The organism is Pseudomonas sp. P7548, assembly GCF_013386585.1.
Taxonomy (GTDB): Bacteria; Pseudomonadota; Gammaproteobacteria; order Pseudomonadales; family Pseudomonadaceae; genus Aquipseudomonas.
Map to the genome: position 1 here is coordinate 1 of NZ_JACARO010000091.1, position 14,879 is coordinate 14,879.

The following is a 14,879-nucleotide window of genomic DNA, read 5'->3' on the forward strand; positions in this document are numbered from 1 at the left end:
GCGAGCAAGCCCGCTCCCACATTCGACCTCATTCCTAAGTTGAAACTCGGTCAACCTGTGGGAGCGGGCTTGCTCGCGAAGAGGCCCTAACAGTCACCCAAAGATCAAGCCGACACCCCCGCATCCGCCAACAACCCCACTCCCTCAATCGCCGTAATCGCACACTGCTCATCAATGTCCGATGTATCCCCGCTGATCCCGATTGCCCCCAGTACCACCCCTTCCCCATTGCGAATCAACACCCCCCCCGGGGCCGGCACGACGCTGCCCTGCCCCAGGCTGTTCAGCGCGGCGATAAACGCCGGCCGCTGTTGCGCGTCCAGCGCCAGCAGGCGTGAGCCTTTGCCCAGGGCGATCGCGCCCCAGGCCTTGCCGATGGCGATCTGCGGGCGTAGCAGGCTGGCGCCGTCTTCGCGTTGCAGAGTGATCAGGTGGCCGCCGCTGTCGAGCACCGCAATGGTCAGCGGCGCTGCCGAAATGGTGCGACCGGCGTTCAAAGCCTGGCTGGCCAGTTGGGTGGCAATTTTCAAGGTTAAAGCGCTCATGGTGCCGTCCTTCTTTTGTTATTGGGAAAGCGGTGGAGGTCTGTTTGATCAGATGCTCGATCAAACAAATAGAACACAATGACATTTATTTTTGTATACAATATTTTCGCACAAAGCTTCCATACGTCGAAAAAATGCCTTCCGACGAACGCAAAGGCCACCGAATAAAATGAATTGACCTGCGCTGCTCGCCGTGAATACACTTTGAACAGACACCACTTGTATACAATTACAAAACGCAAGAGGCACCAAAACCATGAGCAAAATGAGAGCAATCGAAGCCGCCGTTCTGGTGATGCGCCGTGAAGGTGTGGACACCGCCTTCGGTATCCCAGGCGCCGCAATCAACCCGCTGTACTCGGCCTTGCAGAAAGTGGGTGGCATCGATCACGTCCTTGCTCGCCACGTTGAAGGCGCCTCCCACATGGCCGAGGGCTACACCCGCACCAAGGCCGGCAATATCGGCGTGTGCATCGGCACTTCGGGCCCGGCGGGCACCGACATGGTCACCGGCTTGTACAGCGCCTCGGCCGACTCGATCCCGATCCTGTGCATCACCGGCCAAGCGCCACGTGCCCGCATGCACAAGGAAGACTTCCAGGCCGTGGACATCACCAGCATCGTCAAGCCGGTGACCAAGTGGGCCACCACTGTGCTGGAACCGGGCCAAGTGCCTTACGCGTTCCAGAAAGCCTTCTATGAAATGCGCTCCGGCCGCCCGGGTCCGGTGCTGATCGACCTGCCGTTCGACGTGCAGATGGCCGAGATCGAATTCGATATCGACGCCTACCAGCCGCTGCCCCTGGCCAAACCACTGGCGACCCGCGTGCAAGTGGAAAAAGCCCTGGCGCTGCTGGACCAGGCTGAACGCCCACTGCTGGTCAGCGGTGGCGGCGTGATCAACGCCGACGCCAGCGAACTGCTGGTTGAATTTGCTGAACTCACCGGCATTCCGGTCATCCCGACCCTGATGGGCTGGGGCACCATCCCGGACGATCACCCACAAATGGTGGGCATGGTCGGTCTGCAAACCTCCCACCGTTACGGCAACGCGACGATGCTCAAGTCGGACGTGGTGCTGGGCATCGGCAACCGCTGGGCCAACCGCCACACCGGTTCGGTCGAGGTGTACACCGAAGGCCGCAAATTCATTCACGTCGACATCGAGCCGACGCAGATTGGCCGCGTGTTCACCCCGGACCTGGGCATCGTCTCCGACGCCGGTTCCGCCCTGACGATGTTCATTGAAGTGGCCCGCGAGTGGAAAGCCGCCGGCAAGCTCAAGGACCGCAGCGCCTGGTTGAACGACTGCCAGCAGCGCAAGGCCACCCTCCACCGCAAGACCCACTTCGACAACGTGCCGGTCAAGCCGCAGCGCGTGTACGAAGAGATGAACCAGGTGTTCGGCAAAGACACTTGCTACGTCAGCACCATCGGCCTGTCGCAAATTGCCGGCGCGCAATTCCTGCACGTGTACAAGCCTCGTCACTGGATCAACTGCGGCCAGGCCGGCCCATTGGGCTGGACCATTCCGGCCGCGCTGGGCGTGGTCAAGGCGGATCCGAGCCGCAAAGTGGTGGCGCTGTCCGGCGACTACGACTTCCAGTTCATGATCGAAGAACTGGCCGTGGGCGCGCAGTTCAAGCTGCCGTACATCCACGTGGTGGTGAACAACTCCTACTTGGGTTTGATCCGCCAGGCCCAGCGCGGTTTCGAGATGGACTACTGCGTGCAGCTGTCCTTCGACAACCTCAACGCCCCGGAACTCAATGGCTATGGCGTGGACCACGTGGCCGTCGCCGAAGGCCTGGGTTGCAAGGCCCTGCGCGTGTTCGAGCCGGGGCAGATTGCACCTGCGTTGCGCAAGGCTGAGGAAATGATCGAAGAATTCAAGGTTCCGGTGATCGTTGAGATTATTCTGGAACGCGTGACCAACATTTCCATGGGCACCGAGATCAACGCCGTCAACGAATTCGAAGATCTGGCACTGGTCGGCAACGATGCGCCGACTGCCATTTCCCTGCTCGATTAAGGAGAACCCTATGCCGCGCTTTGCTGCCAACCTGTCCATGCTGTTTACCGAGCAGGACTTTCTCGCCCGTTTCAAAGCGGCCGCCGATGCGGGCTTCCAGGGTGTGGAATACCTGTTCCCCTACGAGTTCAGCTCTGCCGAGATCAAAGCACAGTTGGACGCCAACGGCCTGACCCAAGTGCTGTTCAACCTGCCGGCCGGTGACTGGGCCAAGGGCGAACGCGGCCTGGCCTGCCACCCGGACCGGGTCGAGGAGTTCCGCGCCGGAGTCAAGCTGGCCATCGCCTACGCCCAGGTGCTGGGCAACACCCAGGTTAACTGCCTGGCAGGTATCCGGCCGCAAGGCGTTGACGATGAAACCGTCGAAAAGACCTTCGTCGCCAACCTCAAGTACGCCGCCGAGAAGCTGCAGGCGGCGGGGATCAAGCTGGTGATGGAGATGATCAACACCCGCGACATTCCAGGTTTCTACTTGAACAACACGGCGCAGGCCCTGTCGATTCGCGAGCAGGTGGGCAGCGCCAACCTGTTCCTGCAGTACGACATCTATCACATGCAAATCATGGAAGGCGACCTGGCCCGCACCATGGCCAACCACCTGGATGACATCAACCACATCCAACTGGCGGACAACCCAGGGCGCAACGAGCCGGGCACCGGTGAGATCAACTACCGCTTCCTGTTCGAACACCTGGACCGCATCGGCTACACCGGCTGGGTCGGCTGTGAATACAAGCCGCTGACCACGACCGAAGCCGGTTTGGGCTGGCTCAAGACCCATAACGCGATCTAGCAGAACAAACGCAAAACAAAATGTGGGAGCTGGCTTGCCTGCGATGCAGGCACCGCGGTGTTTCAGGCATAGCCAGTTGATGCCATCGCAGGCAAGCCAGCTCCCACATTGGGCCTGAGGCGTTTGGCAGGTCTCGACATACCGAATAACAAGAGGATTTTGATCATGGCTAAAATCGGATTCATCGGCACCGGCATCATGGGCCAACCCATGGCCGCCAACCTGCAGAAAGCAGGTCACCAACTGTTTCTTTCCGAGCACCACGGCAAGGCGCCGCAAGCCTTGATCGACGCCGGCGCCGTGGCCCTGGCCAACCCGCAGCAAGTCGCCCAGGAAGCCGAGTTCATCATCGTGATGGTGCCCGACACCCCGCAGGTTGACGACGTGTTGTTCCGCAAAGACGGCGTGGCCGCAGGCCTGTCGCCAAACAAAGTCGTGATCGACATGAGTTCGATCTCGCCGACCGCCACCAAGGCGTTTGCCGCCAAGATCAACGAGACCGGCGCGCAGTACCTCGACGCGCCCGTGTCCGGCGGTGAAGTGGGCGCCAAGGCCGGCACCCTGAGCATCATGATCGGCGGCGAGCCGCAAACCTTCGAACGCGCCCTGCCGCTGTTCCAGGCCATGGGCAAGAACATCACCCTGGTCGGCGGCAACGGTGACGGCCAGACCGCCAAGGTCGCCAACCAGATCATCGTCGCGCTGAACATCCAGGCGGTGGCCGAAGCACTGCTGTTCGCCTCCAAGAACGGCGCCGACCCAGCCAAGGTGCGTGAAGCGCTGATGGGCGGATTTGCTTCGTCGAAAATCCTCGAAGTGCACGGCGAGCGCATGATCAAAGGCACCTTCGACCCGGGCTTCCGCATCAATCTGCACCAGAAGGATTTGAACCTGGCCCTGGCCGGCGCCAAGGAGCTGGGGATCAACCTGCCGAACACCGCCGGCACCCAGCAAGTGTTCAGCACCTGCACCGCGATTGGCGGCGGCAACTGGGACCACTCGGCGCTGATCAAGGGGCTGGAGCATATGGCGAATTTCAGTATCCGCGACAAATAACCTACGCCGCTCCTACCTTTGAAATGCGGTCGAATGTGGGAGCGGGCTTGCTCGCGAAAGCGGTGTGCCAGCCAGCATGGATGTCGAATGGTAGACCGCTTTCGCGAGCAAGCCCGCTCCCACATTTTTGATCGCATTCCATAGCGAAAATGTTGCACCTCTAATAACAAAAAATCCCCGGGAGCCCGCTTATGTCGGTCGATCCGCAACACCTGCTTCGCGAGCTGTTTGCCACAGCCATCGACGCCGCCCACCCCCGGCAAGTCCTTGAACCTTATCTGCCTGCCGACCGCAGCGGCCGTGTGATCGTGATCGGCGCCGGCAAGGCTGCCGCGGCCATGGCCCTCGTCGTGGAAAACTGCTGGCAGGGCGAAGTCAGCGGCCTTGTCGTCACCCGCTACGGGCACGGCGCACCCTGCAAAAAAATCGAAGTGGTCGAAGCCGCGCACCCAGTGCCCGATGCGGCCGGCCTGGCCGTGGCCAAGCGCGTGCTGGAGCTGATCAGCAACCTCACCGAAGACGACCGGGTGATTTTCCTGCTCTCCGGCGGCGGCTCGGCATTGCTTGCCCTGCCCGCAGAAGGCATCACCCTGGCCGACAAGCAAGCCATCAACAAGGCGCTGCTCAAATCCGGCGCGACCATTGGCGAGATGAATTGCGTACGCAAGCACCTCTCGGCGATCAAGGGTGGCCGACTGGCCAAGGCCGCGTGGCCGGCCACGGTGTACACCTACGCGATTTCCGATGTGCCAGGCGACCAGGCCACGGTGATTGCCTCCGGCCCCACCGTCGGCGACCCGAGCACCTCGGCCCAGGCCTTGGCGATCCTCAAACGCTACAGCATCGACGCCCCCGCCTCGGTGCGCAGCTGGCTGCAGAACCCGGCCTCGGAAACCGTCAAGCCCGGCGACCCGGTGCTCGCGCGCAGCCACTTCCAGTTGATCGCCCGCCCGCAGCAATCGCTGGAGGCCGTGGCGGTCAAAGTCCGTCAGGCCGGCTTCAGCCCGCTAATCCTCGGCGACCTGGAGGGCGAAGCCCGCGACGTGGCCAAGGTGCATGCCGGCATTGCGCGGCAGATCGTGCAGCACGGCCAGCCACTGGCGGCGCCGTGCGTGATTCTGTCGGGCGGTGAAACCACCGTCACCGTGCGCGGCAATGGCCGTGGCGGGCGCAACGCCGAGTTCCTGTTGAGCCTCACCGACAGCCTCAAGGGCTTGCCGGGCGTGTACGCCCTGGCCGGTGACACCGACGGCATCGACGGCTCAGAAGACAACGCCGGCGCGATCATGACGCCGTGCAGCTATTCGCGCGCCGAAGCCCTCGGCCTGTCGGCCAGTGACGAGTTGGACAACAACAATGGCTACGGCTACTTCGCCGCCCTCGACGGGTTGATCGTCACCGAGCCGACGCGCACCAACGTCAACGACTTCCGCGCCATACTGATCCTTGGGAACCCGACACATGACGCCTGACAAGAAGGTCAAGATCCTCGCCACCCTCGGCCCGGCCACCAACGGCATCGATGACATCCGCGAGCTGGTGGAAGCCGGGGTGAACATCTTCCGCCTCAACTTCAGCCACGGCGACCACGCCGACCACGCGCAGCGCTACCAGTGGATCCGCCAGGTGGAGCGCCAGCTCAATTACCCGCTGGGCATCCTGATGGACCTGCAAGGGCCGAAACTGCGCGTCGGGCGTTTTGCCGAAGGCAAGGTGCAACTGGTGCGCGGCCAGGCATTGCGCCTGGACCTGGACCCGACGCCGGGCGACCAGTGCCGGGTCAACCTGCCCCACCCGGAAATCATCGCGGCACTGGAACCCGGCATGGACCTGCTGCTGGATGACGGCAAGCTGCGCCTGCGGGTGATTACCAAGCATGCCGACGCCATCGACACCACCGTGCTCAATGGCGGCGAACTGTCGGACCGCAAAGGCGTGAATGTGCCCCAGGCGCTGCTGGAACTCAGCCCACTGACCGCCAAGGACCGACGCGACCTGAGCTTCGGCCTGGAACTGGGCGTGGACTGGGTGGCGCTGTCGTTCGTGCAACGCCCGGAAGACATCCGCGAGGCCCGTGAGCTGATCGGCGACAAGGCCTTCCTGATGGCCAAGATCGAGAAGCCTTCGGCCGTGCAACGCCTGCAGGAAATTGCCGAGCTGAGCGACGCGATCATGGTGGCCAGAGGCGACCTGGGCGTGGAAGTACCCGCCGAGAGCGTGCCGCAGATCCAGAAGGACATCATCAGCACCTGCCGCCAGTTGGGCAAACCGGTGGTGGTGGCGACGCAGATGCTCGAGTCCATGCGCTTCTCACCGGCCCCGACCCGTGCCGAGGTCACCGATGTGGCCAACGCCGTGGCCGAAGGCGCCGACGCGGTGATGTTGTCGGCGGAAACCGCCTCGGGGGAGTACCCGCTGGAAGCCGTGCAGATGATGAGCAAGATCATCCGCCAGGTGGAAAACGGCCCGGACTACCAAACCCAACTGGACGTGAGCCGGCCCAAGGCCGAGGCCACGGTGTCGGACGCGATCAGCTGCGCGATCCGGCGTATCAGCAGCATCCTGCCGGTGGCGGTGCTGGTGAACTACAGCGAGTCGGGCAGCTCCAGCCTGCGTGCCGCCCGGGAACGGCCGGTGGCGCCGATCCTCAACCTCACGCCGAACCTGTCCACGGCGCGGCGCTTGAGCGTGGCGTGGGGCGTGCATTCGGTGGTCAACGACCGGCTGCGCCAGGTGGATGAGGTGTGTTCCACGGCGCTGGAAATCGCCCAGGCCCAAGGGATGGCGCAGCGCGGGGATACGTTGGTGATCACGGCGGGGGTGCCGTTTGGGCAGCCGGGGTCGACCAATTCGCTGCGCATCGAGACGTTGATCTAGCGCCTGTTCGGGCCTCTTCGCGGGCAAGCCCGCTCCCACATTTGACTGTATTCACACATCAAAAGGTGGAAGCTGGCTTGCCTGCGATAAGGGCAACTCGGTCTACCTGACTTACCCAAATGCATAATCCAACCTGCCCAGACTGGGCCGAAGCCCTGCTCAATGGCTTCAGCCAGATATTCCTGCAGCGCCAGCCGCTGTGCGGCCTGCTGTGCCTGCTGGCCATCCTGATCGGCGCCCCGGCGTTGTTCGGCGGCGCGCTGCTGGGCGGTGTGGCCGGTTTGCTCACGGCCCAGCGCCGGGGTTACCCCAAGGTCGAGCGCCAGGCCGGGCTGTATAGCTATAACGGTGTGCTGCTGGGCTTGTTGATCAGCCAGCATTTCGCCTGGTCGGCGCTGTTGCCGCCGCTGATCCTGGCGTGCGGCGGGCTTTCGGCGATGCTGACGCGGCAATGGTTGAAGCATGCGGCCCAGCCAGATGACCTGCCTGCCTACACCGCGCCCTTTGTCGGGCTGGGCTGGCTGTTGCTGGGGCCGGCCGCGCCGCCTGCATTTGCCTTGGTCGAACCCGATATGCTGGCCGTTGTTGCCGCGCCCTTCATCGGGCTTGCGCAAGTCATGTTGCTGGACCAAGCCTTGGCCGGCGCCCTGATTGCACTCGGCCTGTTCCTCGCCAATCGCCGAGCCGCCTTATGGGCCTTGGCCGGTGCCAGCATCGGCGTGCTGGTCGCCCTGTGGCTGGACGAACCCGCCAGCGCCCTCCTCGGCCTGCACAGCTACAACCCCGCATTGGCTGCCGTGGCGTTGAGCCAGGTACGGCGTCAGCCCTGGCTGCCGTTGCTGGGCATCCTGCTGGCGATCATCCTCATCCCCGGCTTTGCCGCCCTGCACCTGCCCGCCTTGACCGCGCCGTTCATCCTCGCCTGCTGGCTGGTGCGCGCAGGCGCCCGGGTGCTGCGCAAACCCCGCATGGACAGCCCCTTCGAATCCCCCTAGGCTTGCTCGATATTCGATTCAGGCGGGATTTATGGACAGCAGCAACGACTGGCGCCAGCGGCTCTACGTCATGATTTTCCAGAGTGACACCACTGCCGGGCGGCGCTTTGACGGCATCCTGTTGCTGATCATCCTCGCCAGCCTGGTGATCGTGATGCTCGACAGCATCGACCAGATCCACCAGAACTACGCCGATGTGCTGGCCTACATCGAGTGGGGCTTTACCCTCGTCTTCCTGATCGAATACGGGCTGCGGCTGTACTGCTCGCCCAAGCCGTTGCGCTATGCCTTCAGTTTTTATGGGTTGGTGGACTTGCTCGCCATCGTGCCCGGCATCCTCGCGCTGTATTACAGCGACGCGCAGTACCTGCTGATCATCCGCATCATCCGCATGCTGCGCATCTTCCGCGTGCTCAAGCTCAGCCCGTACCTCAAGCAGGCCAACTACCTGATGGCGGCGCTGCGCGGCAGCAAGCAGAAGATCGTGGTGTTCCTGGTCAGCGTGTGCACCCTGGTGACGGTGTTCGGCACCCTGATGTACGTGATCGAAGGCCCGGAGCACGGGTTTACCAGTATTCCCAAAGGCATCTACTGGGCCATCGTGACCCTCACCACCGTGGGCTTTGGCGACATCGTGCCGAAGACGCCGCTGGGCCAGGTGATTTCATCGTTGGTGATGATCACCGGTTACTCGATCATTGCCGTACCCACCGGGATTTTTACCGCTGAACTGGCGAGTGCCATGCGCGGTGAACAGCTGCAACATGACTGCCCGGTGTGCAAGAAAAACAGCCACGAGCCGAACGCCGCGTTCTGTTCGCGCTGTGGGAATAATCTTTTCAAGAAACTGGAATAAGCAAAGAGCGTTTTAATCTTTAAACGTCTATGCGGTGCCCGTTATAGTCGATGGCAAATTGCCCCCACTCAATCAACACCCTTCTCGAACAACAAGGAATGAGCAGTGAAAAAACTCGTTAGCGCCTCTCTCCTGGCCGCCGGCCTTGCCCTGGCGGGCGCCGTCCAGGCCGCCCCCGTCACACTGCTCAACGTCTCCTACGACGTGATGCGCGACTTCTACAAGGACTACAACACCGCCTTCCAGAAGCACTGGGAAGCCGAGCACCCGAACGACAAGCTGACCCTGCAGATGTCCTTCGGCGGCTCCAGCAAACAAGCGCGCTCGGTGATCGACGGCCTGCCGGCTGACGTGATCACCATGAACATGGCCACCGACATCAACGCCCTGGCCGACAACGGCAAGCTGGTGCCGGACAACTGGGTCACCCGCCTGCCGAACAACAGCGCGCCGTTCACCTCCGCCACCGTGTTCATCGTGCGCAAGGGCAACCCCAAGGCCCTGAAAGACTGGCCGGACTTGTTGAAAGACGGCGTGCAGGTGATCGTGCCTAACCCGAAGACCTCGGGTAACGGCCGCTACACCTACCTGTCGGCGTGGGGCTACGTGCTCAAGAACGGCGGCGACGAAAACAAGGCCAAGGCCTTCGTCGGCAAGCTGTTCAAGCAAGCGCCTGTGCTGGACACCGGTGGCCGCGCCGCCACCACCACGTTCATGACCAACCAGATCGGCGACGTGCTGGTGACCTTCGAGAACGAAGCCGAAATGATCGCCCGTGAATTCGGCCGTGATCAGTTCGAAGTGATCTACCCAAGCGTGTCTGCCGAAGCGGAGCCGCCGGTGTCGGTGGTCGACAAAGTGGTCGAGAAGAAAGGCACCCGCGCTGCCGCCGAGGACTACCTGAAGTACCTGTGGTCGCCGGAAGGCCAGGAAATCGCCGCCAACAACTACCTGCGCCCACGTGACGCGAAGGTGCTGGCCAAGTACACCGACCGCTTCCCGAAAGTCGAGTTCTTGTCGGTCGAGAAGACCTTTGGCGACTGGCGCACCGTGCAAAAAACCCACTTCAATGACGGTGGGGTGTTTGACCAGATCTACAACGGTCAATAACTGAATAAACTCGGTTAAAACTGTGGGAGCGGGCTTGCTCGCGAAAGCGGTGGTTCAGTCGATTGATTCGGTGACTGACACTCCGCTTTCGCGAGCAAGCCCGCTCCCACATTTGGCTCTGTGTTTGGCAGTTACATCGGCGGGGTTACGCCGTCCTTGCCCGCCGAGATGGCCTGGGCAGTCACCGTGCCATCCGCCCCTTTCGCAGCAAACAACACCACCTTCACCCCCACCTTGAGCAAGCTGCGATCCCCCGGCTCCAGGTTCACGATCGGCACGTCCTCCGGCACCACGATCTTTTGCTCACCGCCCTTGTACTTCACGGTCAGCGTGCGGCCGTTGCTCACCACCAGGTCACCGACGGTGCCGTTGGTCATGCTGCTGCCTTCTTTCAAATCGAACGCACGATGCCCGTCGCCGGTGCCGGCCATGGCCGGTGGGAACACGTGCACTTCCAACGCGGTAAGGGTGCCGTCGGCATTGGGCATGGCAGCGGAGCCGATGTAGCTGCCGGGCTTGATCTCGTCGATCTTGGCCAGCGTAACGGCGCGTACTTGGGTGTCTTTGGTGAGGTGCACGGTGACGTCTTCGCCACTGTTGACCTTGACGTGGATCGCGTCGCCGTCGACCGCCGTGATGGCGCCGCGCACGCCCACACGCGGGGCTTCGGCGGCGTTGGCCAGGCCAATCGCCATGGCGGCGGCAAGGGTTGAGGCCAGGATCATCTTGTTCAGCGTGATTTTCATGAAGGTGGATTTCCTGTTTCGGCAGTTGTGACTGAATGTATCATTGCCGTTCGACCCGAACGTTAACGATTCAGTCATTAATTTGCGGCATGAGTGTTATCACTGCCAGCGGCCTACTGCCCACAGGGCGATGTCTTTACTCTTCCACGCCCTCTTCCTTCGCTTTTATGAGAACACCATGAACGCTACCTCACACGCTACAACCACCATGACCCGCGGGATGGTCATGCTGTTTGCGTTCTGCTGCGGCGCCATCGTTGCCAACATCTACTACGCGCAACCGATCATCGAGCTGATCGCGCCGGACATCGGCCTGACCCCGGCGATGGCCAGCCTGATCGTGTCGCTCACCCAGATCGGCTACGCCTTGGGCCTGTTTTTCCTGGTACCGCTGGGTGACTTGCTGGAAAACCGCAAGCTGATGATCACCACCACCGTGGTGGCCATCGCCAGCCTGTTGGGGGCTGCGTTCACCGAGCAGCCGAACCTGTTCCTGCTGGTGTCGTTGCTGATCGGTTTCAGTTCGGTGTCGGTGCAGATCCTCATCCCGTTGGCCGCGCACCTGGCGCCCGCCGAGTCCCGTGGCCGGGTGGTCGGCAGCATCATGGGTGGCCTGTTGCTCGGCATCCTGCTGGCACGGCCGGTGTCCAGCGTGGTGGCGGATCATTTTGGCTGGCGTGCGATGTTCATGGCGGCCGCCGCCCTGATGGCGTTTATCAGTGTTGTCTTGCTGCTCACCATCCCCAAGCGCCAGCCCGACCACAGCGCCAGCTACGCGCAACTCTTGCGCTCCCTGGGCACCCTGCTGGTGCGCCAACCGCTGTTGCGTCAACGGGCGTTCTACCAGGGCTGCATGTTCGCTACGTTTAGCCTGTTCTGGACCGCCGCCCCCTTGGAATTGGCGCGTAACCATGGCCTGAGCCAAAGCGAAATCGCACTGTTTGCCCTGGTCGGAGCCCTGGGTGCCATTGCCGCGCCCATCGCTGGCCGCCTGGCCGACGCCGGCCACACGCACCGCGCCTCCTTGCTGGCGATGCTGTTTGCCGCGTTGAGCTTCCTGCCGGCCTTCGTGCACCCGCTGTACAGCGTGATCGGCCTGGCCGTCACCGGCGTGGTGCTGGACTTCTGCGTGCAGATGAACATGGTGCTCGGCCAACGCGCCATCTACGCCCTCGACGCCAACAGCCGCAGCCGCCTGAATGCGCTGTACATGACCAGTATCTTCATCGGCGGCGCCTTCGGCTCGGCGATTGCCAGCAGCGTGTATGAACACGGTGGCTGGCTGGGTGTGATGTTGGTGGGCAGTGCGTTCCCACTGGTGGCGTTGTTGCGCTTTTTGAGTGCCTCCCGCGAAGCGGCGCCGGTAGCCGCGTAAACGCAGGACGTGTGGGAGCGGGCTTGCCTGCGATAGCGGTATATCAGTCAAACCGCTATCGCCGGCAAGCCGGCTTCTACAAGGACCGGGTCAGGAGCGCACCAATTTTTCCAGGGCCGCGTCCGCCAGGAATGACGAGCGGCTTTTGACGTTGTGCTCGCGTACATACCTGTCGATACGCTGGATGACATAACCGGGCAAGGTCACATTGACCTTCTCGGTCTTGCCAAGATAGGGCGAGATATCCAGCTCCAACATCCCCCAACCCATCCCGGCATAGTCTTCGTGGGTGTGATGAGCCGCCACCGACGTTGGCAGCGGAATCGGCCTACCTTCTGCCGCCATCTCTTGCAACAGGATGTGCGCGACTTCCACCGCAGCGTTGTAGGCCTCTTCGAAACTGTCCCCGGCGGTGACAGCGCCTGGAATATCGGGGATCTGAATGCCGGTGGCGGTGAAGTCATCGCCCCATTCGATACAGATTGGGTATTGCATGAATGCTCTCCTTAAAACTCAAACAAGCCGGCACGTTTCCTGATGCTTCTGACGGTGCCCAGAGGCAGGTCTTTCTTTGGATGGGGCACCGGGATCGTGTACGGGTTATAGCGATGGATAAAAATATGATGGCTGCCCGTGACCCGATCCAACACCCAACCTGCCTCTTGCAGTTCCTTGATCAATAACCTGCTTTGCACCGCAGCCTCCTTGGCTTGGCTCGAATAAAAGTAACCCTAGAGTTATATTTACTCAAGCACAGATTTGCCCAAGCGGACTGACGGTTGTTTTGCCGAATGTTGAACCTACCCCAACGGTTATTCCAACCTGGCATAGAGCCTATGCCCCCCACCCCGCTTCCGCGCCTCTCCTGCCGCGCTCATCATTCTCTCCAGCCAACCGGCTCATCTCCCGAGGGAATATCTCCATGACACTTCAAGCCACACTGGATGCCTTCCGTGCCGACTTCAAAGCCGGCAAACCACCGTTCAACGCGCCTGCGCATATTCACCCGATCATGGAACGCGCCACCGCCGAGCTGATCGCTTCCGGCGCCGCACAACGCGCGCTCAAGGTGGGGGACAAGGCGCCGCTGTTCAGCCTCAAGAACGCCGACGGCGAGCTGGTGTCTTCGGCACAACTGCTGGCAAAAGGGCCGCTGGTGCTGACGTTCTACCGCGGCGTGTGGTGCCCTTACTGCAACATGGAATTGGAGGCACTCCAGGCCTTCTTGCCAACGCTCAAAGCCACCGGGGCGCAACTGGTGGCGGTGTCGCCGCAGACGGCAGCCAACAGCCGCAAGTCCACGCGCATCACCGAACTGGAATTCCCGATCCTCAGCGATCCCCACAATGACGTCGCCGCGGCCTTCGGCCTGCGCTTTGAACTGCCGGACTACTTGATCGAGCTCTACAAAGGTTTTGGCAACAACCTGCCGCTGATCAATGACGATCCCTCCTGGACCCTGCCCATGCCCGCGCGCTTTGTGATCGGCCAGGACAGCGTGATCCGTTACGCCGAGGTCAACCCGGATTACACTCAACGCCCAGAACCGTCGGACATGCTCGACGCCCTCAACCGGTAACCAGAGGACACCCGATGGACCGCCTCACCGCCATGGAAACCTTTGTCCACGTGGTTGAAACCGGCTCGTTCTCGGCGGCCGCCAAACGCCTGGGCATCGGTCAACCGGCCGTCTCCAAGAGCATTGCGCAGTTGGAGGCACGCCTGGCGGTGCGGTTGCTGTTGCGCTCCACCCGGGGCCTGACGCCCACCGAAGCCGGGCGGGCCTACTTCGAGCGCGCCAAACGCGCGATCGATGAGATCAACCACACCGAGGACATTGCCCGCAGCGTGGGCGCTGGGCTATCGGGCAACTTGCGTGTGAGTGCTGGCGTGACGCTCTCGCGCCTGCACATCATTCCCCACCTGGCGCCGTTCCTGGAGCAGCACCCCGGCCTGAACATCGACGTGATGCTCGATGACCGCATGCTCAACCTTGTTGAGGAAGGCATCGACGTCGCCCTGCGCATCGGCAACCTGAACGACTCCAGCCTCACGGCGCGGCGCATCAGCCAGAGCCCTGCAAGGATCTTCGGTACGCCGGCGTATTTCGAGCGTTACGGCGAACCCCAAAGCCCCGCCGACCTCCTCAACCACCAGGCGGTGATCTACAGCCTGGGGCAAAGTGCGTGCTGGCCGTTCAAACAAGGTGAACACGAACACCCCGTCGTCGCGCACGGCCGCCTGCGCGTGACCTCCTCCGAAGGCATACGCGCCGGCGTGCTCGCCCACCACGGCCTGGCAATGACAGCGGAATGGATGTTCACCCCGGAGATTGCCAGCGGCGAAGTCAGGGCCGTGCTGACGGACTGGGAATTGCCACCCCGGGATTTATGGGCGGTACTGCCTACCGGCCGGTTGGCGAGTGCCAAGGCGCGGGCGTTTGTGGACTATGTCGAAGGCTTGCTGGCGTCGTCCAAATGAATCCGCCGGTGGT

At 62.2% G+C, this 14,879-nt stretch carries 15 protein-coding genes; 11 read left to right on the plus strand and 4 right to left on the minus strand.

The window, feature by feature from the left end:
- Positions 1 to 104: 104 nt before the first annotated feature.
- A complete protein-coding gene (locus tag HX803_RS28815) occupies positions 105 to 545 on the minus strand; it encodes a heme-binding protein (protein WP_178925533.1) in 441 nt (146 codons plus the stop codon).
- Positions 546 to 801: 256 nt separating this feature from the next.
- On the opposite strand from HX803_RS28815, the gene gcl reads away from it, so the two are divergent.
- From gcl to HX803_RS28855, 8 genes are all read left to right on the plus strand, one after another.
- Entirely contained in the window at positions 802 to 2,577 is a 1,776-nt protein-coding gene (gene gcl / locus HX803_RS28820) for a glyoxylate carboligase (RefSeq protein WP_178925534.1), read from the plus strand.
- Positions 2,578 to 2,587: 10 nt separating this feature from the next.
- Positions 2,588 to 3,370: a hydroxypyruvate isomerase gene (gene hyi / locus HX803_RS28825; RefSeq protein ID WP_178925535.1), complete on the plus strand. Its 783-nt coding sequence runs from the start codon at positions 2,588 to 2,590 to the stop codon at positions 3,368 to 3,370.
- 165 nt (positions 3,371 to 3,535) lie between these two features.
- Positions 3,536 to 4,426 carry a 2-hydroxy-3-oxopropionate reductase gene (locus tag HX803_RS28830; protein WP_071496242.1) on the plus strand — a complete coding sequence of 297 codons (891 nt, stop codon included), beginning with the start codon at positions 3,536 to 3,538 and terminating at the stop codon, positions 4,424 to 4,426.
- Positions 4,427 to 4,617: 191 nt separating this feature from the next.
- On the plus strand, positions 4,618 to 5,898 hold the full coding sequence (locus tag HX803_RS28835) for a glycerate kinase (protein WP_178925536.1): 1,281 nt from the start codon (positions 4,618 to 4,620) through the stop codon (positions 5,896 to 5,898).
- Positions 5,888 to 7,303 carry a pyruvate kinase gene (gene pyk / locus HX803_RS28840; protein WP_178925537.1) on the plus strand — a complete coding sequence of 472 codons (1,416 nt, stop codon included), beginning with the start codon at positions 5,888 to 5,890 and terminating at the stop codon, positions 7,301 to 7,303. Before HX803_RS28835 ends, pyk begins: the two co-directional genes overlap by 11 nt.
- Before the next feature lie 119 nt (positions 7,304 to 7,422).
- On the plus strand, positions 7,423 to 8,298 hold the full coding sequence (locus tag HX803_RS28845) for an urea transporter (protein WP_178925538.1): 876 nt from the start codon (positions 7,423 to 7,425) through the stop codon (positions 8,296 to 8,298).
- Between the two features lie 31 nt (positions 8,299 to 8,329).
- Positions 8,330 to 9,154, plus strand: coding sequence for an ion transporter (locus HX803_RS28850; RefSeq protein WP_178925539.1), 825 nt, complete (start codon positions 8,330 to 8,332; stop codon positions 9,152 to 9,154).
- A 105-nt stretch (positions 9,155 to 9,259) separates the two neighbouring features.
- Entirely contained in the window at positions 9,260 to 10,264 is a 1,005-nt protein-coding gene (locus HX803_RS28855) for a sulfate ABC transporter substrate-binding protein (RefSeq protein ID WP_178925540.1), read from the plus strand.
- A gap of 131 nt (positions 10,265 to 10,395) precedes the next feature.
- Here HX803_RS28855 and HX803_RS28860 read toward each other — a convergent pair whose 3' ends face one another.
- Positions 10,396 to 11,010 carry a DUF5666 domain-containing protein gene (locus HX803_RS28860; RefSeq protein WP_178925541.1) on the minus strand — a complete coding sequence of 205 codons (615 nt, stop codon included), beginning with the start codon at positions 11,008 to 11,010 and terminating at the stop codon, positions 10,396 to 10,398.
- Between the two features lie 178 nt (positions 11,011 to 11,188).
- Between HX803_RS28860 and HX803_RS28865 the strand changes: the two genes are divergently transcribed.
- On the plus strand, positions 11,189 to 12,385 hold the full coding sequence (locus HX803_RS28865) for an MFS transporter (RefSeq protein ID WP_178925542.1): 1,197 nt from the start codon (positions 11,189 to 11,191) through the stop codon (positions 12,383 to 12,385).
- A 90-nt stretch (positions 12,386 to 12,475) separates the two neighbouring features.
- On the opposite strand, the gene HX803_RS28870 is transcribed toward HX803_RS28865, so the two are convergent.
- Positions 12,476 to 12,880, minus strand: a complete 405-nt coding sequence (locus tag HX803_RS28870; RefSeq protein ID WP_178925543.1) for a type II toxin-antitoxin system HicB family antitoxin — start codon at positions 12,878 to 12,880, stop codon at positions 12,476 to 12,478.
- Positions 12,881 to 12,891: 11 nt separating this feature from the next.
- On the minus strand, positions 12,892 to 13,080 hold the full coding sequence (locus tag HX803_RS28875) for a type II toxin-antitoxin system HicA family toxin (RefSeq protein WP_178925544.1): 189 nt from the start codon (positions 13,078 to 13,080) through the stop codon (positions 12,892 to 12,894).
- Between the two features lie 227 nt (positions 13,081 to 13,307).
- On the opposite strand from HX803_RS28875, the gene HX803_RS28880 reads away from it, so the two are divergent.
- A complete protein-coding gene (locus tag HX803_RS28880; RefSeq protein WP_178925545.1) occupies positions 13,308 to 13,964 on the plus strand; it encodes a peroxiredoxin-like family protein in 657 nt (218 codons plus the stop codon).
- 14 nt (positions 13,965 to 13,978) lie between these two features.
- Positions 13,979 to 14,866: a LysR family transcriptional regulator gene (locus HX803_RS28885; protein ID WP_178925546.1), complete on the plus strand. Its 888-nt coding sequence runs from the start codon at positions 13,979 to 13,981 to the stop codon at positions 14,864 to 14,866.
- Positions 14,867 to 14,879 lie beyond the last annotated feature (13 nt).

Coding starts and splice junctions, on each gene's coding strand:
- HX803_RS28885 (WP_178925546.1), top strand. CDS start 13,979: ATGGACCGCCTCACCGCCATGGAAACCTTTGTCCACGTGGTTGAAACC.
- HX803_RS28880 (WP_178925545.1), top strand. CDS start 13,308: ATGACACTTCAAGCCACACTGGATGCCTTCCGTGCCGACTTCAAAGCC.
- HX803_RS28815 (WP_178925533.1), bottom strand. CDS start 545: ATGAGCGCTTTAACCTTGAAAATTGCCACCCAACTGGCCAGCCAGGCT.
- HX803_RS28830 (WP_071496242.1), top strand. CDS start 3,536: ATGGCTAAAATCGGATTCATCGGCACCGGCATCATGGGCCAACCCATG.
- HX803_RS28850 (WP_178925539.1), top strand. CDS start 8,330: ATGGACAGCAGCAACGACTGGCGCCAGCGGCTCTACGTCATGATTTTC.
- HX803_RS28870 (WP_178925543.1), bottom strand. CDS start 12,880: ATGCAATACCCAATCTGTATCGAATGGGGCGATGACTTCACCGCCACC.
- hyi (WP_178925535.1), top strand. CDS start 2,588: ATGCCGCGCTTTGCTGCCAACCTGTCCATGCTGTTTACCGAGCAGGAC.
- HX803_RS28860 (WP_178925541.1), bottom strand. CDS start 11,010: ATGAAAATCACGCTGAACAAGATGATCCTGGCCTCAACCCTTGCCGCC.
- HX803_RS28845 (WP_178925538.1), top strand. CDS start 7,423: ATGCATAATCCAACCTGCCCAGACTGGGCCGAAGCCCTGCTCAATGGC.
- gcl (WP_178925534.1), top strand. CDS start 802: ATGAGCAAAATGAGAGCAATCGAAGCCGCCGTTCTGGTGATGCGCCGT.
- pyk (WP_178925537.1), top strand. CDS start 5,888: ATGACGCCTGACAAGAAGGTCAAGATCCTCGCCACCCTCGGCCCGGCC.
- HX803_RS28835 (WP_178925536.1), top strand. CDS start 4,618: ATGTCGGTCGATCCGCAACACCTGCTTCGCGAGCTGTTTGCCACAGCC.
- HX803_RS28865 (WP_178925542.1), top strand. CDS start 11,189: ATGAACGCTACCTCACACGCTACAACCACCATGACCCGCGGGATGGTC.